Here is a 21,466-nt window from a genome sequence, read left to right on the forward strand (position 1 = left end):
AATTTGTCTATTGGACAAGTTCTAGCAAAGCAATATCGTATTCACTTTCAAAGATGGCCTTTCCATTTTTCACTTCAATTAAAGTATCGGAATAGGCTTCATGGAGTTTTGTTCCGTCACCGAAAAAACCTTTGACCCATAGCGATTTTTTTCCTTTTGGAAGATCTAATCCGACTACAACCTTATCCTTGAAATCATCATCGATATAGGTTCGGCTAAAGACGTATGGTTTTTTAGAAAGTCTATTGTGTTTGCCCGCGCCGATAGCTGGGTGGTTTTTTCTGAATTTGCCCAATTTCTGCCAATGCGCCAAAGTATTTTTTACACCTGGAAGACTGTCTTGATCTTTCCAATTCATAAACGACCTTAAAGTTGCATCCCCAACAGCACCTTCGATGGTAAGGTCCCTGGAAGATTCGTCACCATAGTAAACCTGTGAGGCTCCCGGCGTCAGGAGTAATACATTTGCCGCTCTGATTGGTTTTTTGCGTTCCTTGTCGTATGGTTGTCCATCGTCATGGGATGTTAAATAGTTGAGTACACTTTTTCCTTTAAGCTTGGTATTCAATAACGTATTGTATTTTTTGAAAATGGATTCATAATCCATATCGGCATCCTGCTTCAACTCAAAGTTGATCAAACTTTTAAAGCCATGATTGTAGAAATCTACTTTCTTATCACCAAAATCAAAGGTTCTTCCATTTGAAATATTATAATTGTAAACTTCCCCGACCATGTAGAACGGGTTGTCGTCCAGTACTAATTGGGGATGTTTCTTTTTCCATGATTCAAATGCTATGGAGGCTTCTTTATAAAGTTCTGACCATGCGTTCTCGTTCACATGTTTTACCGTATCTACCCTGAAACCATCAATACCGAGGTCGTTTACATAATCGGTCAACCATTTAATGATATAGAACCTAGGAGCTCTCGGATATCCTGTTCGGTCAAAGAACAATTGCAGTTCGTCGAGCTCAGTACTTATTCTGCCTTCGGTCTTCCATTTTGCTAAAAGGGCATCTGGTAACGTAACGGCCTCATTTGATTCGGTATAAATATCCGGTAGATTATCGACTAAGGTGCAAGCCGTAGTATTCTCATAAGTGCTGAATTGGCATGTTGGCTCTGTTCTTACCCATTCTTCGGGCCATACGGGGTCTTTTGGGGTAACCGGTCCTGTATGGTTCAATACAACGTCCATTAAAATACGAATTCCGTTTTTATGGGCCGTTTTCACTAATTTCTCCAAATCTTTACGCGTTCCGAAATTTGGATCTAAGGAGGTCCAATCCTTTGCCCAATATCCATGGTACCCATAAGTATTTCCCGTAGATTCGTCGGTATCGCCATGAATTTGCTCTACGACAGGGGTAAACCATATGGCATTTATTCCTAAATCGGTAAAATAACCTTCTTCGATTTTTTGGGTTATCCCTTCTAGATCACCTCCCATGAAGCCCCTTAACTCACCGGTTTCATTTGTTCTTTCGAAGTTTACATCATTATCGGGGTTTCCATTATTGAAACGATCGGTAAGTAAAAAATAAATATTCGCCCCTTCCCATACGAAAGGAACCGTTTCTTGGTTTTCCGGTTGTGTCCGGACTGCAGCAACCTCTGGTTGGTTTGTGGTTACTTTTTTGTCTGGTTTACAGGAGTATATAAAAACTAAAACCAGAAACAATACGAACAGTCGATGCATAGTTGTCTATTTTGGTTAAAGCTATAAAATGCAGTGGGAAATAGAAAATTTATTTCTTTCTATTTAGTACTTTGAATTCTTCATAACAGCTACTGATCGCATCTAGGATCTGTAAATCGTTTGCAGTGGAGATAAAAGATTTTGAATAACTACAATTGTTTAGGATGTCCTCAATATCCACTTTTTCTATTTGCAACAGTTCGGTAAGCGTTTCCCTGTCAAATTTAGAGGCAAGAAGGTCCCGAATGGCATCGTCTTCCTTCACCTGTCTTAATTTTCGCATTTGATTGGGTTTTTTGCCAAACAGGTTACGTAACAAATCTGCCGGATTCAGTATGGCCCCAAGTACTTTGGTAGCTGCGCTAGGGTTTTTCTTTCCTGCTTCATAACCAACGTTCAGCCCTGATATACTATACTGGTAGGCGTTGTTTATAGGCATGTTCTTAACATCTATTTCTAGATAGCCCGTTAATTGATATGGTCTAACAATTACCTCCTCGAGGGCATAAGCCAACTCTGTAAGCGATATTTTGGTGTCCTTGAACTTGAACATATCGTTGGTAACCCTGATTTTCTGGGATTTGAACCCGAGATAGGAAAAATATAGGGTATCGTTTACAGAGGCGGTTATTGAAAACTCCCCTTTTTGATTGGTAATCGTTCCTAGTACTTTATTGAGATTTACAACATGGACACTCTCCAAAGTTTTGTCTGTCTGTGCATTGATCACAATGGCACTTAACGTTTGGGACTCTATTTCGGTTTCTTGGGAAAATCCTAAGAAACCCAAAAATAGCAAGGCAATGGTAATATATTTTATCATTGGTCTAAGATCCGAATAAATGGGTATTAATCAAAACAAAAAGGACTAGGAACGACATTTTTAATATACAATTAACTAAAAGAAATCACTTTTACGTTTGCTCCTGCGTTTTCCGGAATAACTAGCATTGCCTCCTGATGATCTTCTATCCCTTCCTTTGTTCGAGGAATTACGATCTCGGCTATTTCCTGATCGACTCCGATCCCGGCCACCGCTTCTTTTTCGGTCTCTTCCTCCACGACCGCCACCGCCACCTGGATTTTTAGAAACTTCCACGTTGACAAAACGGCCATCTACTTTAAATTCAGTGAAGGTGGCCAATATTTTTTCGGTTACTTCAGCATCTGTATTGAAGAAAGAAAAACTTTCTTTTACATCGACTTTGAAAACATCATCTTTATCAAGGTCAACCGTATCTCGGATAAAGTCTTTTAGCGACATCCAATCATAACCATCTTTTTCACCGACATTGATAAAGTAGCGCACTGAACCACTGGTCGGCACTTGCCCACCGTGATCTCTTCTTCCATCACCACGATCATTCGAATCTACACGGTTTAAGTCTTTGGTCTTGTTGTAATAATTGAAGAATCTGGTAAATTCTACCGAAACAATTTTCTTTATAAGTTCTTCACGGTCAACACCTTGTAACACATCATTTATAGCAGGTAAATAACTTTCTACCTCTTCGTTTATTTCGGTATCCTTAATTTTATTGGCTAAATGATATAACTGTATTTCACAGATTTCCATACCTGTAGGAATGGTTTTCTGGATAAATTTTTGCTTGATCTTATTTTCAATCGATTTGATTTTTCGTAACTCACTTCGGGTTACGATGACCATTGAGATACCTGATTTACCTGCACGGCCTGTTCGTCCACTACGGTGCGTATAGGTTTCAATCTCATCCGGTAGTTGGTAGTTGATCACATGGGTAATATCATCAACATCGATACCACGTGCCGCCACATCGGTAGCGACCAACATTTGTATCTGTTTTTTACGGAAGGAGTTCATTACCAAATCCCTTTGGTTTTGACTAAGGTCGCCGTGTAGGGCTCCGGCATTGTAACCGTCTTCTATAAGCTTTTCAGCTACTTTTTGTGTATCCCGTTTTGTTCTACAGAATATTACGGAGAATATATCAGGATTGGTATCTGCCAATCTTTTTAGGGCAGGGTAACGATCTCTTCCTCCAACGATATAATATTCGTGCTGAACCGTCGTAGCACCGGAATTTTTGTCGCCAACCGTAATTTCTTGCGGACTATGCATAAATTTCTTGGCGATGACCGAAACTTCTTTGGGCATAGTGGCCGAAAATAGCCAAGTTGACTTTTCTTTTGGGGTATTCGAAAGAATATCCTTGATATCCTCGAAGAAGCCCATGTTCAACATTTCGTCGGCCTCATCTAGTATACAATAATCTATTTTTGATATATCGACCAATCGGCGACCTATCATATCCTTCATACGTCCAGGTGTGGCAACCACGATTTGGGCACCTCTTTTGACCTGTTTGGCCTGTTCTGTAATACTGGCACCTCCATAGATAGCAACTACATTGATATTTTTCTCGTATTTTGAGTATAATTTCAATTCGTTGGTAATCTGTAAACAGAGCTCCCTGGTAGGGGAAAGGATCAATCCTTGTGTGGTTCTGCTTTCGCTTTGTATTTTTTGAATTAAGGGAAAACCGAAGGCTGCGGTCTTACCTGTTCCGGTTTGTGCCAAGGCAACTAAATCGGTCTCATTTTCCAATAAGATGGGAATTGCTTTTTCCTGTACTTCAGAAGGGTTCTCAAACCCTAAATCAGTGACAGCATCCAATAGGGACTGTTGTAGCCCCAATGCTTCAAATTTTGTCATAATATATGTTACTTAATCGCAAATATGTGTGTTGTATAGAGCGATTATCGTTTGTAACCTATTAGACTCAGAGCAACACCTGCCATACCGGCGGCAATTAATAAAGGCGCAAAGATACAGTTATTTATTTATATGGATAAAAAGGTAATTATGGAGCCAATAAATATCCATAAATCGACATGATCAAGCCTATGATGCCGAAGACCAGCATAAGTGAGATGAAGCCTCTTTGTAATTTGGGATTGTCATATATAATGATACAAATGGCTCCTAGAACAATGCTTATCTGGAAAAATAACATACCGATATCGAATTTTTGGGTGGCAACATCATATTCCGTAGCTTTTGTTTCCCATTCTTTTACCCCGATTATGGCTCCCATTTCACCGTTAAGGTCCTGAACCCACTTTTCTTTGGGTATATTTGATGACCCTAATAATATTTCGGTTTTTTCATCACTATATTTTTGGATCCTGGTCTTTGTCTCAGTTATTATGGAAGAGACGGTTTCTTGTTTTTCTTGGGGTACAATACCTGCACTCATGAGGGTTTCAAGATAATTCAGCTCACTTTCCTTTAGGCTTTCTTTTATACTTTTTGATTGGTACCAGCTAGAGTAGTTGACGACTTTGTTGTGTGCGATCATCATTTCTTCCTCTAATTCGCCGTTAACCATTTGTGCAATTGCCATTAAAGCGGCAAAAATTGCTATTAACACTCCTCCCAGTGCTTCTGCGTTTTCGGAAGCAACCGAAACTTGCATGGTTTTACCTTCTTTAGTATCCGGGATCATTGGTTAGGCTTTTTAAATAGGTTAATAAATGTTGAATGGCCTTTCCGCGATGGCTGATTTTGTTTTTTACCTCTAATGGTAGTTCAGCAAAGGTTTTTTCGTGTGTATCCGGTTTAAATATCGGGTCGTAACCAAACCCTTTTTTTCCTTTTTTGTCGGTTGATATTTCGCCTTCGACAACTCCCTTGAATATATGTTGCTTATTTTCTAGATTTAGGGCTATAATGGTTTCAAATCGGGCTGTTCTGTCTTTTTTTGATTCCAATTCGGTCAGTAACTTATCCATATTGTCATCAGAATTTTTTTGTTCACCGGCATAGCGCGCCGAATAAACCCCGGGAGCCCCGTCCAGTGAATTTACCAATAGGCCCGTATCATCTGCAAAACAAGGGTAGCCATATTTGTTGGTGACAAAATCGGCCTTCAATATGGCGTTTGCTTCAAGTGTTTTGCCGGTTTCGGGTATTTCTTCGTCGCAACCAATATCGGTTAGGGATAATAGTGTTATGGTTGTGGGCAGTAAGGCCTGTACCTCTCTTACTTTATTTTGATTGTGTGTGGCGAAAACCAATTTCATGATGTAGCTATTAGTTTTTTCAATTTTTGATATGATTCTAAATATGTTCGTTTAGAAATGATATTTAGCACAATGGGAAGGGTTTTAAGGGGAGGAAAAATATGGGCATAAGTTTAATTCGTTCAAAAATAGTAATTTTATTTACGATTTAATTATCCCTTATATGAAGTTGAAACTACCGCCTGTTCTTGTTTTTGTTGTTTTTTCAACGCTCATGTACATATTGGCCATGTTTCTGCCTTTTGGAGGTTTCGAGTTTTTTGGCAAGGATTTTCTGATTATTTTTCTTGGAGGGTTTGGGCTATTATTGGGGCTTGTCTCATTAATACAGTTCTTTGTTTCTAAAACGACCGTAGACCCTAGAATACCTTTAAAGACAACTAGTTTGGTGACTAATGGTTTATATAGGTATTCGAGAAATCCTATGTATTTGGCGCTTTTAATGGTTTTGTTGGCGTGGGGACTTTGGTTGGGGAATGCTTTCAATACCTTGTTGGCAGCAGGTTTTGTGGGGTATATGAACAAATTTCAAATAATACCTGAAGAAAAGGCCTTGCTAGCTGTTTTTGGTAAGGATTTTAGGCATTATTGTACTCAGGTCAGAAGATGGTTTTGAATATTCTCTTTTTGTTTTTTATTACATAATTAGCTTATAATTTAAAATATTAGTATATTAGCTTATAATTAAAGTATATTAGCTTTTTAAGTTATTAATATGATAGCAATTATTACAGGTGACATCGTAAATTCCAGAGGTTATGATACAACGGAATGGATGGGGCGGCTTAAAACATGTTTGTCCCAATGGGGAGGTACGCCAAAAACTTGGGAAATATACCGGGGCGATGAAATTCAATTACGTCTGCCGATAGATGAGGCGTTATTCGCGGCCATACGGATCAAAGCCTTGATGAAAACGATAAAAGGGCTCGACATTCGCGTGGGGATAGGAGTGGGGACTGAATCCTTTGTCGGGGCCGGTGTAAGTGAATCCAATGGTACGGCCTACCAGCGGTCAGGGATTACCTTGGAGGCCTTAAAGGAAAATAAAGTGAATTTAATGATTGCCACGGCCGATAGTGAGTACAACAGAACGCTTAACTTAATGTTGAAACTCGCTTCTGATTTTATGGATGATTGGAGTACGGTATCAGCGGAAATGGTATATCTGGTGTTGGGTAACCCCGAAAAATCACAGCAAAATTTGGCCGAGCAATTACATATTAAACAATCGGCGGTAAGCCAAAGAACAAAGAGGGCCCGTTTGGATCTGGTTCAGGAGTTACTGGCATATTATAAATCTACTATTAATTCAATTCAGGAATAATGCTCTTTACGAAACTTTTATTGGCCCATTTAATAGGTGATTTTTTGTTGCAACCGAAGCGTTGGGTCGTTCATAAGGAAGCAAATAAGGTCAAATCAAAATATCTTTACTTACATGTATTTCTTCATGCGGGGTTAATGTTTTTGTTGTTGTGGGATTTTAGTTATTGGAAGACCATATTGGTCATTACAGTATCACATTACTTTTTGGATTTGGGCAAGTTATATGCAAATCCAAAATTCAAGAACAAGACCATTCCGTTTTTTGTAGATCAGTTGTTGCATGTACTGGTCTTATATGCCTGTGTTTATTATGAAAACCTGTATGAACACACCTTAAGTTTGACAAGCTTAATAGATTGGCCTCTGGTGACCGCTGTGGTTTTTGTAAGTTATCCTACCGCAATCATAATGGGGATAGTGTTAGAAGGAATGTCAAATAGGATAGAGGTAGATCATAAGTCTTTGCCCAATGCAGGAAAGTATATAGGTATTATCGAAAGACTGTTCGTGCTTACTTTTATCATTTTGGGACGGTGGGAAGCTATCGGTTTGTTGATTACCGCAAAATCCGTATTCAGGTTCAATGACCTAAAGGAAAGCAACAACCGTAAGCTAACCGAATATATATTGATAGGGACATTGCTCAGCTTCGGAATGGCGATCATTGCAGGTATCATATACGTTGGATTTCATCAATAAAATAGGTTTTTCGGGATAGCTGTTTAAAAAGTAAAGGTATGGTTGCAATACGAATGGTTTTCTTTTTTCTATTGTGCTTGGGCCTTGACCTAAGTGCACAAACCTCTCAATTCAATTCTTTCGATGGTTCCAAGATAGTGTATACTGATGAGGGTGAGGGTAAACCGATCTTGCTGGTCCATGGTTTTATCAATACAAGAAAATCATGGGAAAATACTGCATTGAAGAAAGATCTTTTAGCTAAAGGATATAGGGTCATTATTCCCGATTTACGGGGTAATGGCGATTCTGACAAACCAAAGGGTGAAAGGGCTTATGCGAATGGTGCCGAAATAAAGGATTTGATCTTGCTCATGGATCATTTGAAGATAAAGCGCTATAAAGCGATAGGATACTCAAGAGGGAGTATAGTCCTTGCGAAATTATTGACCATGGACAAACGGATTAAGAAAGCCGTTTTAGGCGGAATGGGTGTTGATTTCACTAACCCAGATTGGGATCGGCGAAGAATGTTCGCCAAAGCTTTCGCAGGGGAAACCAATGAGATAACACAAGGAGCTGTTGATTATGCACGATCAATACATGCCGATTTACTTTCGCTGCACTTACAGCAAAAACACCAACCGGTGACCTCACTACGGGAATTGGGGGCCATACGAAAAAGAATATTGATAATTACAGGTGATCAGGATGCCGACAACGGCAATCCGGAAAAACTACAAAGGGCATTACCTAGGGCAGAACTTCAAATAGTGGAAGGCGACCATAACGGAACGTATAAGACCAAGGGTTTTTCCAAAGCTATAATCGATTTTCTGGATTAAAGGGCCAAAGAGAAAAAAAGGTTTGTCGATATTAACGTATTTATCAAGTTTATTTATCAAAATAAAAGCTTTTGGTTATAGGGATAACTTTTGATAAGATTCCGCTGAACGCTTCAGAATTAATTTTTACTTTTATCGCTTGATTTTAAGAAGAAGATCGGGATAGCTCCATGATTAACGAGACCCAAAAACAGCACACAATAATCTAAAGAAGATAACCAAAGTGGCACGTAACTACGTTTTTGATTTTGACAGTACCTTAACCCGGGTTGAGGCCTTGGATGTTTTGGCGGAGATGACCTTGCAAGGAAAATCCAACAGGGAAGAAATAATAGATGAAATACAGCGAATCACCAATTTGGGGATAGACGGTGATATTTCGTTTACGGAATCTTTGGAACGACGAATTAAACTCCTTGAGGCCCATAAAGACGATTTGGAAGGATTGGTTCAGGAGCTGCGTCAAAAGATTTCAAAGTCCATAGAATCCAACAAGGAATTTTTTGAGAAGTTCTCAGATGATATTTATGTGATTTCCTGCGGTTTCAAAGAATTTATCGATCCCATAGTCAAAGAGTACAACATTCCTTCCGATAGGGTATATGCAAATACTTTCGAATTTGATGAGGAAGGGAATATCATAGGATTTGATGAGAAAAACGTGTTGGCAACCCATAATGGTAAGATAGAATGTCTTAAAAACCTTCATTTAGAGGGGGAAGTACAAGTAATCGGAGACGGGTATAGCGATTATGTAATGCGTGAGGCGGGAATAGCCGATAAGTTTTTTGCTTATACGGAAAACGTGCATAGACAAAAGGCTGCTGAGCATGCGGACCATGTTGCGCCTAATTTAGATGAATTTCTTTTTGTGAATGACTTACCGCGTAATATTTCTTACCCGAAAAACAGGATTAAGATACTTTTGTTGGAGAATGTGCACCCGGCAGCTTTCCATAACCTATCTGAAGATGGTTTTTCGGTAGAGTTGGTAAAAAGTAGTTTGTCAGAAGAGGAGTTGATAGAACGTATTAAAGGGGTGCATGTGTTGGGTATTCGTTCCAAGACACAAGTGACCCAAAAAGTGTTGGATGCCGCGGATAAGTTACTCGTAGTCGGTGCCTTTTGTATAGGTACTACCCAGATCGATCTTGATTATTGTAAATCGAGAGGGGTCGTTGTTTTCAATGCTCCATATAGCAATACGCGCTCAGTAGTTGAATTGGCCATTGGTGAGATCATTATGCTCATGAGGTACGTTTTTCCAAGAAGTACCGAAATACACGGCGGACAATGGAACAAAACGGCCGCTAATTCAAAAGAGGTAAGGGGCAAAAACCTAGGCATTGTTGGTTACGGTAACATAGGAAAGCAATTATCGGTATTGGCTGAGGCTATAGGTATGCGGGTTTATTATTATGATATAGATGACAAACTTGCCATTGGTAATGCCGTTAAATGCGAAACCTTGGAAAATTTATTGAATATTTCTGATGTCGTTTCCTTGCATATCGATGATAATAAGGCAAATAAGAATTTCATTGGGGAGCGCGAGCTGAATCAAATGAAAAACGGAGCAATGTTGGTCAACCTATCCAGAGGTTTTGTTGTTGATATCGAAGCATTGGCAGAAGCATTGAAAAGCGGTAAACTTGGCGGTGCTGCGGTTGACGTTTATCCTAAAGAACCACGGGCCAATGGGGAATTTCATACTGAGTTACAAGGTTTGGATAATGTCATATTAACACCGCATGTTGGTGGTAGTACAGAGGAAGCCCAACGTAATATCGCGGATTTCGTGCCTAATAAGATCATGGAATATATCAATTCCGGGAATACCGTAGATGCAGTGAACTTCCCGAATATTAGATTGCCTAAACAAACCAATGCCCATCGTTTCTTGCATATTCACAAGAATGTTCCGGGTATAATGGCCAAAATCAATAAGGTGTTGGCGAAATATGAATTGAACATCAACGGTCAATATTTGTCTACCGATTCGGAGTTGGGTTATGTAATAACCGATTTGGATAAAGAGTACAATAAAGAGGTTATCAAGGCATTGCGTAAGATAGAGAATACCATTAAATTCAGGGTGCTTTATTAAGCCCTAGGTAAGGGCTTAAGCTTTTCTCAAAGGTATTTTCACAATGTTTCTAGGGTTTTACCTGTGATGGTACGGTTCGTTTTTCAAAATGGTAAATGCGCGATATAATTGTTCTACTATGAACAAGCGCACCATTTGATGCGAAAACGTCATCTTTGAAAGACTTATTTTCCCTTGGGCTTTTGCGTAAACGGTATCACTGAACCCATAGGGTCCGCCAATGGTCAATACCAATTGTTTAATACCTGAATTCATTTTTTTCTGGAGGTAATTGGAGAATGAAACGGAATCATATTGTTTTCCGTTCTCATCCAAAAGTACCAGAACATCTGTATTGTTCAGTTTTTTCAAGATCAGTTCACCTTCCTTTTCTTTCTGTTGTACTTCAGAAAGGTTTTTTACATTTTTAATGTCCGGAATAATTTCCAACTCAAATTTAATGTAATGACCTAGCCTCTTTTCATAATCCGAAATAAGATGCTGTAGTGAAGTATTATCGGTTTTGCCAATGGCAATTAGTTTGATTGTCATATGCCAAATTTAAAACTTTCAAGTTATAGGATTTCCATATTGGATATTGTTTTTAGTAATTTAGCACAAACGATTATTTTCCATGATTTCACAAGCACAGTTTCAACAAGAGATAGATTTGATAATTTCCAATGCCATTCGAGAGGATGTTGGTGATGGGGACCATAGTTCATTGGCATGCATTCCGGCAACTGCTAGGGGTAAAGCCAAACTTTTGGTAAAAGATGAAGGGATAATCGCAGGAATTGAATTTGCCAAGCAGGTATTTGCATATATAGACAAGGATATGCAAGTAGAAACTCTTATCGAAGACGGTTCTAAGGTAAAATATGGGGATATCGCTTTTTACGTATCAGGGGCATCACAAAGTATTTTAAAGGCAGAACGTTTGGTGCTGAATGCTATGCAGCGTATGAGTGCCATTGCGACCAAGACCAATTCCTATGTTGAATTATTGGCGGGCACCGGAACAAAAATCCTGGATACTAGGAAAACCACACCGGGGATTAGGGCACTTGAAAAATGGGCCGTGAAAATAGGTGGGGGGGAAAACCATAGGTTCGCCCTTTATGATATGATCATGCTAAAGGATAACCATATTGATTTTTCCGGAGGAATTACAAAAGCGATTAAAAAAACACAGGAATATTTAAAGGAAACCCAACGCGATTTGAAAATTATCGTCGAGGCTAGAAATTTAGCAGAGATAGAAGAAATTCTGAGAACGAAAGGCGTTCATCGCATACTGATCGATAATTTCAATTATGCAGATACGAGAAAGGCGGTGAAGATGATTGGTGAACAATGCCAAACGGAATCTTCTGGCGGGATCAATGAAAAAACAATCAAGGAATATGCCGAGTGTGGGGTAGATTATATTTCTTCAGGGGCCTTAACGCATTCAGTGTATAATATGGACCTAAGCCTTAAAGCGGTATAAATGTCTGTAGAGATTGAGGAAAAACTTGATAAAATACCTATAATCAATTGGTTCGTCCTGCTTTTGAAAAAGGTGAAACTACCTGCTTTTGAAGGCCTTTCCCTTTATGATCTAATAGAGATGTACGTCTTGGGTATTTTGCAAGGTGCATTATCCTCTAGGGCGAGTTCCATTGCCTTTAGTCTGTTTATGGCTTTGTTTCCCCTGTTGATATTTTTGGTTACCCTGGTGCCTTTCATTATTCCTTATGCGAGCGTTGGCAATGAGAATTTCGATGCCCAGTTTTTGTTGTTCTTGGAATCTTTTTTACCGTCCGCGACCAGTGAATATTTTGGGGATATTTATCAGCAGATAAAAGACCAAAGGAGTGGTGGGGTCTTGTCCTCTGCATTTTTTATTTCCATATTTCTTATGGCAAATGGCGTGAATGCTATTTTCGGGGGATTTGAAAATTCATATCACGTAAAACTGACCCGAAATTTTATCCGACAATATGCCTATGCACTTATGGTCGGACTTATTCTTTCGATCCTCCTTATTTTGGGAGCGGCCATTTATGTGTATTTTGAATTTTATATTTTGGATTATTTGAGTGAATGGGCAGCCAAGACCAGGGGGTATGACCTTAGTGACAATGATATTGTAGGCGCCCAAGTCGGTAAAATCCTCTTTTTTATGATATTGTCGTATTTCACGACTGCCATATTGTATTATTTCGGTACTGCCGAGGGAAAACAGGCCAAATTCTTTTCAGTAGGCGCGTTAATGACCACCATACTTTTTGTGTTGACATCCTATCTTTTTGGGGTGTATGTTGAAAAATTCGCCCGTTATAACGAATTATACGGGGCTTTGGGAGGATTATTGATACTTATGGTGTTCATTTGGTTAAATTCCAATATATTGCTGCTCGGGTTCGAATTGAACGCATCCCTTAACTCATTGCGAAAAAATATCAATAAAGATGACGAAAAGAAGTAGGCTGTTACTATTGGGAATATTGGTCATGTTCTCATTTACCGCTAAATCACAAAGTATATTCGGTAAGTGGAAGACCATTGATGACCGTACGGGAAAGCCTAAGGCCATAATTGATATTTATAAGAAAGACGGCCTCATGTATGGCAAGGTAGTCAAGATTGTGGAAGAAGGTAAAGAAGATGCCGTTTGTTCCAAATGTGAAGGTGAATTAAAAGATCGGCCTATTTTAGGTATGATGATCATTGAGGAAGCTAAAGAACATCATAATGGCGAATGGAAAGGTAAAAAACTCTTCGATCCACAACAAGCCATGACTTTTAGGTGTAAAATATGGTTGAACCCCCATAACGAGAATGAATTAAAGGTCAGGGGATATCTGGCATTTATTTATAGAACGCAGACCTGGTTGCGTGTTGAAAGCTAAAAGTTGTGAAGTATGCAACATTTCATCAATGTAATATTGCCGATTCCGCTCGAAAAACTCTTCACTTACAGTATTTCCGAAACTGAATTTCAGCATATAGAACCTGGAATGAGGGTGGCGGTGCCTTTTGGTAAATCAAAAATATATACGGCATTGGTCTATGAAACCCATACGAATCCTCCAGAGGTGTACGAGGCCAAGGAAATCCATAAGATATTGGACGATGCTCCTGTGGTCAACCCTGTACAATTGGGGCATTGGAGGTGGATCGCCGATTACTATATGTGTACCATTGGCGAGGTGTTCAGAAGTGCAATGCCAAGTGCTTTTTTATTGGAGAGTGAAACTTTAATATTAAGGAATGAAAGGGGAGTAGTTGATGAGAATGGACTAAAAGACGATGAATTCTTGGTTTATGAGGCTTTACAGCATCAATCCATGTTGCGGGTAGATGAGGTCAGTGCCATTATCGACCGGAAAAATGTGCTGCCTATATTGAATAGTTTGATCGAAAAGCAGGTCATTCTTTTAAAAGATGAAATATACGAGCAATATAAACCGAAATTGGTCAGGTATGTAAAATTAGGTTCGGCATACCGGTCGGAAGAAAAGTTAGAGGAATTATTGGAATCTTTGACCAGGGCCCCGAAACAGAGTCAGGTGGTTTTGGCCCTTTTCCAATTGGAAGTAAAGGATAAGAAGCCTATAAAGATCACCGACTTGGAACAGAGCAGTGGTAGCTCAAAAGCGGTAATCAAGGCTTTGGTAGATAAGGGAATTCTAGAGGAATATCTCATAAGGATCGATAGGGTAAACTACGAGGGTGAAAATGAGGATTTTGATCTAAAGACCCTAAACGAGTATCAACAAAAGGCTTTGGTCGATATACAAAAAAGCTTTGATGACAATAAGGTTGCCCTACTGCACGGTGTTACTTCTTCCGGTAAGACCGAGGTATATGTAAAGCTTATCGAAGAATGTATAAATAGTGGTAAGCAGGCTTTGTACCTATTACCGGAAATCGCATTGACCACACAATTGATCTCGCGATTACAAGATTATTTTGGAGAGAAGATATCCGTGTATCATTCCAAATACAGTATACATGAAAGAGTGGAGGTATGGAATAATGTTTTGGCCCAAAAATCGAAGGCCCAAATTGTCATCGGCGCCCGTTCTTCCCTGTTCTTGCCGTATTCAGATTTAGGATTGATTATTATAGATGAGGAGCATGAAGGTTCATTTAAACAATTTGACCCTGCACCAAGGTACCATGCAAGGGATGCGGCCATTGTTTTATCCAAATTGCACAATGCAAATACGGTATTGGGTTCGGCAACTCCAAGTTTGGAAAGTTATTATAATTCCCAAACGGGGAAATATGGGTATGCCAGTATTGATCGTCGTTTTGGCAATGTGGTAATGCCCGACATTGAATTAGTCGATTTAAAGGACCAAACACGAAAAAGGAGAATGAAAGGTCATTTTTCTGAACGGTTATTGGAAGAGATAACAGAAACCTTGGACAATGGTGAACAGGTGATTCTTTTTCAGAATCGAAGGGGTTTCGCCCCTATAGTGGAGTGTACTACCTGTGGGCATTCACCCCAATGTCCTAACTGTGATGTTAGTTTAACCTATCATCAACATAGAAAACAATTGCGTTGTCATTATTGTGGGCATCATATTGCCTTACTAGAGAACTGTGAAGCCTGCGGTAGTCCAACATTGGATACTAAGGGATTTGGGACCGAGCAGGTAGAACAAGAGTTTAAAGATTTATTTCCTAAGGCAAATGTGGGGAGAATGGATCTAGATACGACAAGGGGGAAATATGGGTATGAAAAGATCATAACCGCATTTGAGCAACAAGAGTTGGATGTACTTGTAGGAACGCAGATGTTGACCAAGGGACTTGACTTTAGGAATGTGAATCTTGTAGGTATTATGAATGCGGATTCCTTGTTAAATTTTCCCGATTATAGGGCGCATGAACGTAGTTTTCAGTTATTGACCCAAGTTGCGGGTAGGGCAGGGCGGACCAAAAAACGCGGTAAGGTCATCATTCAAAGTTATAATCCTTACCATCAGATACTAAAACAGGTTTCAACCAATGATTATTTGGGAATGTTCAAAGAACAGTTATATGAGCGGGAGCAATTTTTATATCCGCCTGTAAACAGGATTATCAAGATTACATTCAAGCATAAAAACTATAACACATTGAATGATGCGGCCGAATGGTTTGCAAAAGGCTTAAGGAATGTTTTCAAGTCTGGAATATTAGGTCCGGAATATCCTCCTGTGGCAAGAATACGTAATCAATATATAAAAAATGTGATCATAAAGGTTTCTTTAAAGCAATCTTTACCGCAAACAAAAAACAGCATTAAAAGAATAGAAAATTCCTTTAATGCTGTTTCGCAGTTCAGAAGTGTACGTGTAATCTACAATGTAGACCACATTTAGAAATTACTATGTAAAGTTTAAACGTTACTTAGCGCCTCGGCCAATTCGGCCTTTTTATTTCTACTCAAAGGTATAGACCTTCCGCTTACTTCAACATTCTTGCTATTGAATTTCTCAACTTTTTCAAGGTTCACAATGTATGATTTGTGAATTCTAAGAAATTTTTCTTCAGGCAATTGCTTTTCAAAAGATTTCATTGTTGATAAAATTACGATATTCGCCTCATCCGTAACTAATTTTATGTAGTCGCCCAAGGCTTCTATCCACTTGATATCGTTAAGGATAACTTTTCTTTTCTTAAGGTTACTTTTTACGAAGATATGTTCTTCATCTTCCAGTACCCTGTTCATTTGTTCGTATTTTGCTACGGCTCTTTTAACAGATGCATCAAAACGGGCCATGGTAATGGGTTTGTGCAAATAGTCTGTTACATCGTAGTCAAATGCTTTAAGGGCATAATCCGGTTTTCCGGTGATTAAGATTACCTGAGGACTGTTTTCAAGGGATTCGAGTAGGTCGAATCCATTAATGATAGGCATCTCAACATCAAGAAAAATTAAATCGATCTCATGGTTCTTGATACCATTCTTCGCCTCAATGGCATTGCTATATTCAGCAACCATCGCAAGGTTCGGATGGTTGTTGACCAATTTCGCGACTGCCATACGCTGCATTGATGAATCATCAACAATAATACTTCTTAATTTCATAAATGGGTTGATTTGTGGGGTTAAATCATCGACAAATTACCGAAATTACACGCTGAACTGCAATAAAAGTTGTAAACAATGTATTAAATACTGTGTAATTTGCAATGACCATTTCATTAGATTTGGTTAAGTTCAATTTTTATGATTATCCTTTCTATAACGAAGATTTTTTCGTTTTCTTGTGATAACTTCAAAATATTCTTACTTTTGCGCTCCTTAAAACAAATATATTTATGAACAATTACGAAACTGTTTTCATTTTAAATCCCGTTCTATCAGATGTTCAGATAGAGGAAACAGTTAAGAAATTCGAGGATTTCTTAATTAAGAATGGTGCCAAAATGGTATCAAAAGAAAATTGGGGGCTTAAGAAATTGGCCTATCCGATCCAGAACAAGAAAAGTGGTTTTTACCATTTATTCGAATTCACTGCTCCAGGAGAGGTGATTGCACCTTACGAGCAAGAATTCAGGAGAGATGAGCGTGTAATGCGCTTCTTGACTGTGAAGTTAGACAAACATGCCATTGCATGGGCTGAGAAAAGAAGAACAAGATTAAAATCTAAAGCGTAAGTACTATGGCATCTATAGAACAACAGGCAAAAGGAAAGAAAGATGGGGAAATCAGGTATTTGACCCCATTGAATATTGAAACCAACACAAAAAAGAAGTATTGTCGTTTCAAGAAGTCAGGTATTAAGTACATTGACTATAAAGATGCTGATTTCTTGATGAAATTGGTAAACGAACAAGGAAAGCTTCTTCCAAGAAGATTAACCGGTACTTCTTTGAAATATCAGAGAAAAGTGGCACAGGCAGTAAAAAGAGCGCGTCATTTGGCACTTATGCCCTATGTTGGTGATTTATTAAAATAAAAGAAACGAACCATGGAACTTATATTAAAGGAAGACGTACAAAACTTAGGTTTTAAAGACGATTTGGTAAGTGTTAAGAACGGTTACGGAAGAAATTTTCTAATACCTCAAGGTTTGGCCACATTGGCAACTCCTTCTGCGAAAAAGGTATTGGCAGAGAATTTGAAACAAAGAGCCCATAAAGAAAAGAAAATCGTTGACGCTGCGAACAAAGTGGCTGAGGCTTTAAAATCTTTGGAACTCAAGATAAAAGCAAAGGCTGGTGCCGGAGACAAACTTTTTGGTTCGGTAACTTCTATCGATTTAGCAGCTGCCCTTGAAAAAGAAGGTCATGAGGTTGATAAGAAGTTTATCAATATTCAAGGAGGTACCGTTAAAAGGACTGGAACAGCAAACGCACAAATTAGACTTCACAGGGATGTTATAGTAGATTTCCCATTTGAAGTTGTTGCTGATAAGTAAGACTTTTACGTTAATAACTTTTGAGAGCTATGTCCGCATAGCTCTTTTTTTTTGCCCTATTTTTGCCGCTAACTAACTCAAACCAAGTATATGCGTAAAAAACTACAACTCAGTTTTGTGTTGTTGTTCGCTAGTTTTGCGGCAATGGCACAGGTCACAACCTCTAATATTCGGGGAAAAGTGATCGACGATCAAAACCTACCTTTATTAGGTGCTAATATTGTTGCTGTACATACACCTACAGGTACTACCTACGGTGCTATTACCAACGAAGATGGGCGTTACAACCTATTGAACCTTAGGGTCGGTGGGCCTTATACAGTTTCTGTTTCTTATATCGGCTTCAAGACCCAGGAAAAAAACAATGTGTTTTTAACCTTAGGACAAACTTTTGATTTGGATGCTACGATGGTTACCGATAGTCAGGCGCTAGACGAAGTAATCGTGGTCTCAGATCAGTCGGGAACGTTCGGAGACGGTCGTACCGGAGCAGAAACAAGTGTAGGTAGAAGGGAATTGACCCGTTTACCCACAATTTCACGTTCAGCCCAAGATTTCACAAGATTGGAGCCCACGGCAAGTGGTAACTCTTTTGGCGGTCGTAATGACCAGTTCAACAACTTTTCTTTGGACGGGGCCATTTTCAACAACCCCTTCGGATTGGATTCCCCAACTCCTGGTGGACAAACGGATTCGCAGCCCATTTCATTGGATGCCATTGATCAAATCCAAGTGTCAACAGCACCTTACGATGTTACGCAATCCGGATTTACAGGTGCAACCGTAAATGCGGTAACTAAGAGCGGAACCAACGAATTTCACGGAACCGTTTATGGTTTTACCAGAAATGAAGGTCTTACCGGCGGTAAAATTAAGGGTGAGGACGTTACGAAACCGGATTTGAATCAGAGTCAATATGGTTTTAGTATCGGAGGTCCTATCGTAAAGGATAAATTGTTCTTTTTTGCCAACTTCGAGAAAGAAGAACGTGATGATTTGGGTACAAACGGTTGGATACCCAATACGGGTTCGGGTGCCATAAATGAATCAAGGGTATTGGAAAGTGATTTGATTGCCGTACAATCCGCCTTGGGAGGACTAGGTTATGATACCGGTGCCTATGAAGGGTTTACCTATGGCTCGGAATCTACCAAAGGTATTTTTAAATTGGATTGGAATATCAATGACAAAAACCGATTGGCGGTTATTTATAACTTCCTGAATGCTTCCAAGGAAAAACCTGCGCACCCTACGGCAATAGGGGTTAGAGGCCCTAGTTTTACAACCTTGCAGTTCGAAAAATCAGGTTATGAGATCAACAATAAATTAAACTCCGTACAATTGGAGTTGAACTCCACCTTGTCAGACGAAGTAACCAATAAATTGCAGGTAGGATATTCCCATTTCGATGACTTTAGGGATCCACTTTCAACACCGGCCCCTAGTATCATTATTCAAGATGGTGCAGGTTCTAACTATATTGTTGCAGGTCATGAACCATTTTCCATTCACAATAGATTGGATCAAAAAGTGTTTCAGATTACAAATAATATGAATATTTTCAAAGGTAATCATACGTATACTGTTGGTTTTGCTTTTGAAAAATTCCAATTCGACAATTCATTTAACTTAGGCTTTTATGGAGGAACTTTTGGTTTTGATGTTAATGGTACTCCGAATGATTTTGGCGATGATAGAAATTTTAATTCTGTTTCTGAATTCTTATCATTTGCTCAGCCAGGAGGATTGATCGATGGATTGATTCAAGGTGCTGAAGCAACATATGCCAATAATAATCAATTAGAAGATGGAGCTGATGGTGGATGGACCTTAGCTGAAACCAATGTTGGTCAGCTATCTTTTTACCTTCAGGACGAGTGGACGGCCACTGATGATTTTAAGTTGACCTACGGAATTCGTTTTGATAAGCCCTTGTACTTTGATACTAAGGATAAAATTGCTGAAAATATCGAAAGAAAATCAGCAAATTATCAACCAGATAACGTTTATTATAACCCAAACACAGGAGAAGCTACCACTATCGATTCTGAGCAATTGCCAAGTAATGATTGGATGATATCCCCAAGGGTAGGATTTAATTGGGATGTAAAAGGTGATAATACCTTACAACTTCGAGGGGGTACAGGATTGTTTACAGGAAGATTGCCTTTTGTGTGGTTGGGTAACCAAGTACAAGGTGTTGATTTCTTCTTCTACCAAGCTGTTGATCCTGATTTCAAATGGCCACAAGTTTGGAGGACCAACCTAGGTGCGGATAAAGCTTTTGATAACGGACTTGTCTTAACCGCTGATGTTTCATACACAAAGGATTTAAATGCTCCCCACGTTCAAAACTGGGCGTATAGTGATCCTTCAGGTACTTTGAATGCTCCTGGAGATAACAGACCAATATATTTGGGTAGTGATGTCTCTACCAATGCTTTTGGCGGGCCAACAAGTGCTTATGTGTTTACCAATTCTGATAAAGGGCGTATATGGAACCTATCCCTAAAAGGCCAAAAAACATTCGATAATGGAATTTACACCATGTTGGCTTATAGTTATTTAAATGCCAAGGATGTAAACTCTATTGAAGCTGAAATTACAGGGGATGCTTTTGATTTTAACCCTAATTTAGGTGATGCAAACGCAGATGTGTTAGGGTACTCTAAATATGGGGATACCCATCGTTTTATCGGTGTAGGTTCAAAACAATTCAAGTATGGTACGGATGAAAAATGGTCAACTACCATTTCAACCTTCTTTGAATATGCCCAAGGAGGTAGATTTAATTATACATACGCTGGTAACATAAATAACGATAGTTCTTTCCAAAACAACGACCTTGTATACATTCCTACGGCTTCCGAGGTGCAGCAAATGCAATTTACCGGTGCAGGACAGGCAGCAGCTTTTGAATCGTATATTCAACAAGATGATTATTTAAATGATCATAGAGGGGAATATATGGAACGTTATGGTGCTTTGGCCCCATGGAGGGGAAAATGGGATATTAAGATTCTCCAAGACTATAATTTCAAAGTTTCCAGTGGTAAAACACATACGATTCAGTTGAGTTTTGATATTTTGAATTTCGGAAACTTATTGAATTCTGATTGGGGTGTAATTCAACAGCCCAATAATCTTAATCCTTTGAGTGTTTCAGTAGATCCGAACACAAGTGTTCCTACTTATACCTTTAATCCGGAATTGACAGAGACTTTTGGATATGATGCAAGCCTTTTGTCCAGATGGCAAGGGCAGTTGGGTCTTCGCTACATTTTTTAATTCGACTCGATAATGATATTAAAAGCCCTGATGATTTCGTCAGGGCTTTTTGTTTTACGGA

20 protein-coding genes are annotated in these 21,466 nt (G+C 39.1%); 13 read left to right on the forward strand and 7 right to left on the reverse strand.

The features are described from left to right. Positions 1-7: 7 nt before the first annotated feature. From R3X28_RS06680 to R3X28_RS06700, 5 genes are all read right to left on the reverse strand, one after another. Positions 8-1,702, reverse strand: coding sequence for an alpha-amylase family glycosyl hydrolase (locus tag R3X28_RS06680; protein WP_154369536.1), 1,695 nt, complete (start codon positions 1,700-1,702; stop codon positions 8-10). A gap of 49 nt (positions 1,703-1,751) precedes the next feature. Continuing rightward, entirely contained in the window at positions 1,752-2,525 is a 774-nt protein-coding gene (locus tag R3X28_RS06685) for a carboxypeptidase-like regulatory domain-containing protein (protein ID WP_154369534.1), read from the reverse strand. A 75-nt stretch (positions 2,526-2,600) separates the two neighbouring features. Further along, positions 2,601-4,397, reverse strand: a complete 1,797-nt coding sequence (locus R3X28_RS06690; RefSeq protein ID WP_154369532.1) for a DEAD/DEAH box helicase — start codon at positions 4,395-4,397, stop codon at positions 2,601-2,603. Between the two features lie 148 nt (positions 4,398-4,545). Continuing rightward, positions 4,546-5,190 (reverse strand): DUF4337 domain-containing protein, encoded by a 645-nt coding sequence (locus R3X28_RS06695; protein WP_282055158.1) that lies wholly within the window; start codon positions 5,188-5,190, stop codon positions 4,546-4,548. Continuing rightward, a complete protein-coding gene (locus R3X28_RS06700) occupies positions 5,174-5,767 on the reverse strand; it encodes a non-canonical purine NTP diphosphatase (RefSeq protein ID WP_317663486.1) in 594 nt (197 codons plus the stop codon). The genes R3X28_RS06695 and R3X28_RS06700 overlap by 17 nt, the downstream gene beginning before the upstream one ends. A gap of 163 nt (positions 5,768-5,930) precedes the next feature. On the opposite strand from R3X28_RS06700, the gene R3X28_RS06705 reads away from it, so the two are divergent. The 5 genes from R3X28_RS06705 (at position 5,931) to serA (ending at position 10,726) form a co-directional block, all read left to right on the forward strand. Then, positions 5,931-6,383: an isoprenylcysteine carboxylmethyltransferase family protein gene (locus R3X28_RS06705; protein WP_317663488.1), complete on the forward strand. Its 453-nt coding sequence runs from the start codon at positions 5,931-5,933 to the stop codon at positions 6,381-6,383. A 99-nt stretch (positions 6,384-6,482) separates the two neighbouring features. Continuing rightward, positions 6,483-7,094, forward strand: coding sequence for a SatD family protein (locus R3X28_RS06710; protein ID WP_317663490.1), 612 nt, complete (start codon positions 6,483-6,485; stop codon positions 7,092-7,094). Beyond that, entirely contained in the window at positions 7,094-7,795 is a 702-nt protein-coding gene (locus tag R3X28_RS06715; protein ID WP_317663492.1) for a DUF3307 domain-containing protein, read from the forward strand. The genes R3X28_RS06710 and R3X28_RS06715 overlap by 1 nt, the downstream gene beginning before the upstream one ends. Before the next feature lie 38 nt (positions 7,796-7,833). Then, complete coding sequence (locus R3X28_RS06720) at positions 7,834-8,619, forward strand: alpha/beta hydrolase (RefSeq protein ID WP_317663494.1); 786 nt, start codon at positions 7,834-7,836, stop codon at positions 8,617-8,619. Between the two features lie 223 nt (positions 8,620-8,842). Beyond that, a complete protein-coding gene (serA, locus tag R3X28_RS06725; protein ID WP_411556597.1) occupies positions 8,843-10,726 on the forward strand; it encodes a phosphoglycerate dehydrogenase in 1,884 nt (627 codons plus the stop codon). 57 nt (positions 10,727-10,783) lie between these two features. Here the strand turns inward: serA and rlmH are convergent, their stop codons facing one another. Then, positions 10,784-11,257, reverse strand: a complete 474-nt coding sequence (gene rlmH, locus R3X28_RS06730; protein ID WP_317663496.1) for a 23S rRNA (pseudouridine(1915)-N(3))-methyltransferase RlmH — start codon at positions 11,255-11,257, stop codon at positions 10,784-10,786. An 82-nt stretch (positions 11,258-11,339) separates the two neighbouring features. Between rlmH and nadC the strand changes: the two genes are divergently transcribed. The 4 genes from nadC to priA are packed head-to-tail and all read left to right on the forward strand — an operon-like array spanning position 11,340 to position 16,071. Beyond that, entirely contained in the window at positions 11,340-12,197 is an 858-nt protein-coding gene (gene nadC / locus R3X28_RS06735; protein ID WP_317663498.1) for a carboxylating nicotinate-nucleotide diphosphorylase, read from the forward strand. Then, positions 12,198-13,178 (forward strand): YihY/virulence factor BrkB family protein, encoded by a 981-nt coding sequence (locus R3X28_RS06740; RefSeq protein WP_282055148.1) that lies wholly within the window; start codon positions 12,198-12,200, stop codon positions 13,176-13,178. After that, positions 13,162-13,602, forward strand: a complete 441-nt coding sequence (locus R3X28_RS06745; RefSeq protein ID WP_154369500.1) for a DUF2147 domain-containing protein — start codon at positions 13,162-13,164, stop codon at positions 13,600-13,602. Before R3X28_RS06740 ends, R3X28_RS06745 begins: the two co-directional genes overlap by 17 nt. 12 nt (positions 13,603-13,614) lie before the next feature. Beyond that, the gene (priA, locus tag R3X28_RS06750) at positions 13,615-16,071 is read left to right on the forward strand and encodes a primosomal protein N' (protein WP_317663500.1); all 2,457 of its coding nucleotides are present in this window, start codon (positions 13,615-13,617) and stop codon (positions 16,069-16,071) included. 17 nt (positions 16,072-16,088) lie between these two features. Here priA and R3X28_RS06755 read toward each other — a convergent pair whose 3' ends face one another. Continuing rightward, complete coding sequence (locus R3X28_RS06755) at positions 16,089-16,781, reverse strand: LytR/AlgR family response regulator transcription factor (RefSeq protein WP_109650312.1); 693 nt, start codon at positions 16,779-16,781, stop codon at positions 16,089-16,091. A 233-nt stretch (positions 16,782-17,014) separates the two neighbouring features. Here R3X28_RS06755 and rpsF point away from each other — a divergent pair, with 233 nt between their 5' ends. The 4 genes from rpsF (at position 17,015) to R3X28_RS06775 (ending at position 21,405) form a co-directional block, all read left to right on the forward strand. Continuing rightward, complete coding sequence (gene rpsF / locus R3X28_RS06760) at positions 17,015-17,353, forward strand: 30S ribosomal protein S6 (RefSeq protein ID WP_282055146.1); 339 nt, start codon at positions 17,015-17,017, stop codon at positions 17,351-17,353. A 5-nt stretch (positions 17,354-17,358) separates the two neighbouring features. Continuing rightward, positions 17,359-17,655, forward strand: coding sequence for a 30S ribosomal protein S18 (rpsR, locus tag R3X28_RS06765; RefSeq protein ID WP_013307341.1), 297 nt, complete (start codon positions 17,359-17,361; stop codon positions 17,653-17,655). Positions 17,656-17,667: 12 nt separating this feature from the next. Then, positions 17,668-18,117 carry a 50S ribosomal protein L9 gene (rplI, locus tag R3X28_RS06770; RefSeq protein ID WP_282055145.1) on the forward strand — a complete coding sequence of 150 codons (450 nt, stop codon included), beginning with the start codon at positions 17,668-17,670 and terminating at the stop codon, positions 18,115-18,117. A gap of 90 nt (positions 18,118-18,207) precedes the next feature. Further along, complete coding sequence (locus tag R3X28_RS06775) at positions 18,208-21,405, forward strand: TonB-dependent receptor domain-containing protein (protein ID WP_317663505.1); 3,198 nt, start codon at positions 18,208-18,210, stop codon at positions 21,403-21,405. The last annotated feature ends 61 nt before the right edge of the window (positions 21,406-21,466 follow it).

It is taken from the genome of Maribacter sp. TH_r10, assembly GCF_033101095.1.
Taxonomy (GTDB): Bacteria; Bacteroidota; Bacteroidia; order Flavobacteriales; family Flavobacteriaceae; genus Maribacter_A; species Maribacter_A luteus.

Excerpts from the sequence above, each read along its gene's own strand:
- R3X28_RS06680 (WP_154369536.1), bottom strand. The coding sequence starts at position 1,702 with ATGCATCGACTGTTCGTATTGTTTCTGGTTTTAGTTTTTATATACTCC.
- R3X28_RS06685 (WP_154369534.1), bottom strand. The coding sequence starts at position 2,525 with ATGATAAAATATATTACCATTGCCTTGCTATTTTTGGGTTTCTTAGGA.
- R3X28_RS06690 (WP_154369532.1), bottom strand. The coding sequence starts at position 4,397 with ATGACAAAATTTGAAGCATTGGGGCTACAACAGTCCCTATTGGATGCT.
- R3X28_RS06695 (WP_282055158.1), bottom strand. The coding sequence starts at position 5,190 with ATGATCCCGGATACTAAAGAAGGTAAAACCATGCAAGTTTCGGTTGCT.
- R3X28_RS06700 (WP_317663486.1), bottom strand. The coding sequence starts at position 5,767 with ATGAAATTGGTTTTCGCCACACACAATCAAAATAAAGTAAGAGAGGTA.
- R3X28_RS06705 (WP_317663488.1), top strand. The coding sequence starts at position 5,931 with ATGAAGTTGAAACTACCGCCTGTTCTTGTTTTTGTTGTTTTTTCAACG.
- R3X28_RS06710 (WP_317663490.1), top strand. The coding sequence starts at position 6,483 with ATGATAGCAATTATTACAGGTGACATCGTAAATTCCAGAGGTTATGAT.
- R3X28_RS06715 (WP_317663492.1), top strand. The coding sequence starts at position 7,094 with ATGCTCTTTACGAAACTTTTATTGGCCCATTTAATAGGTGATTTTTTG.
- R3X28_RS06720 (WP_317663494.1), top strand. The coding sequence starts at position 7,834 with ATGGTTGCAATACGAATGGTTTTCTTTTTTCTATTGTGCTTGGGCCTT.
- rlmH (WP_317663496.1), bottom strand. The coding sequence starts at position 11,257 with ATGACAATCAAACTAATTGCCATTGGCAAAACCGATAATACTTCACTA.
- nadC (WP_317663498.1), top strand. The coding sequence starts at position 11,340 with ATGATTTCACAAGCACAGTTTCAACAAGAGATAGATTTGATAATTTCC.
- R3X28_RS06740 (WP_282055148.1), top strand. The coding sequence starts at position 12,198 with ATGTCTGTAGAGATTGAGGAAAAACTTGATAAAATACCTATAATCAAT.
- R3X28_RS06745 (WP_154369500.1), top strand. The coding sequence starts at position 13,162 with ATGACGAAAAGAAGTAGGCTGTTACTATTGGGAATATTGGTCATGTTC.
- priA (WP_317663500.1), top strand. The coding sequence starts at position 13,615 with ATGCAACATTTCATCAATGTAATATTGCCGATTCCGCTCGAAAAACTC.
- R3X28_RS06755 (WP_109650312.1), bottom strand. The coding sequence starts at position 16,781 with ATGAAATTAAGAAGTATTATTGTTGATGATTCATCAATGCAGCGTATG.
- rpsF (WP_282055146.1), top strand. The coding sequence starts at position 17,015 with ATGAACAATTACGAAACTGTTTTCATTTTAAATCCCGTTCTATCAGAT.
- rpsR (WP_013307341.1), top strand. The coding sequence starts at position 17,359 with ATGGCATCTATAGAACAACAGGCAAAAGGAAAGAAAGATGGGGAAATC.
- rplI (WP_282055145.1), top strand. The coding sequence starts at position 17,668 with ATGGAACTTATATTAAAGGAAGACGTACAAAACTTAGGTTTTAAAGAC.
- R3X28_RS06775 (WP_317663505.1), top strand. The coding sequence starts at position 18,208 with ATGCGTAAAAAACTACAACTCAGTTTTGTGTTGTTGTTCGCTAGTTTT.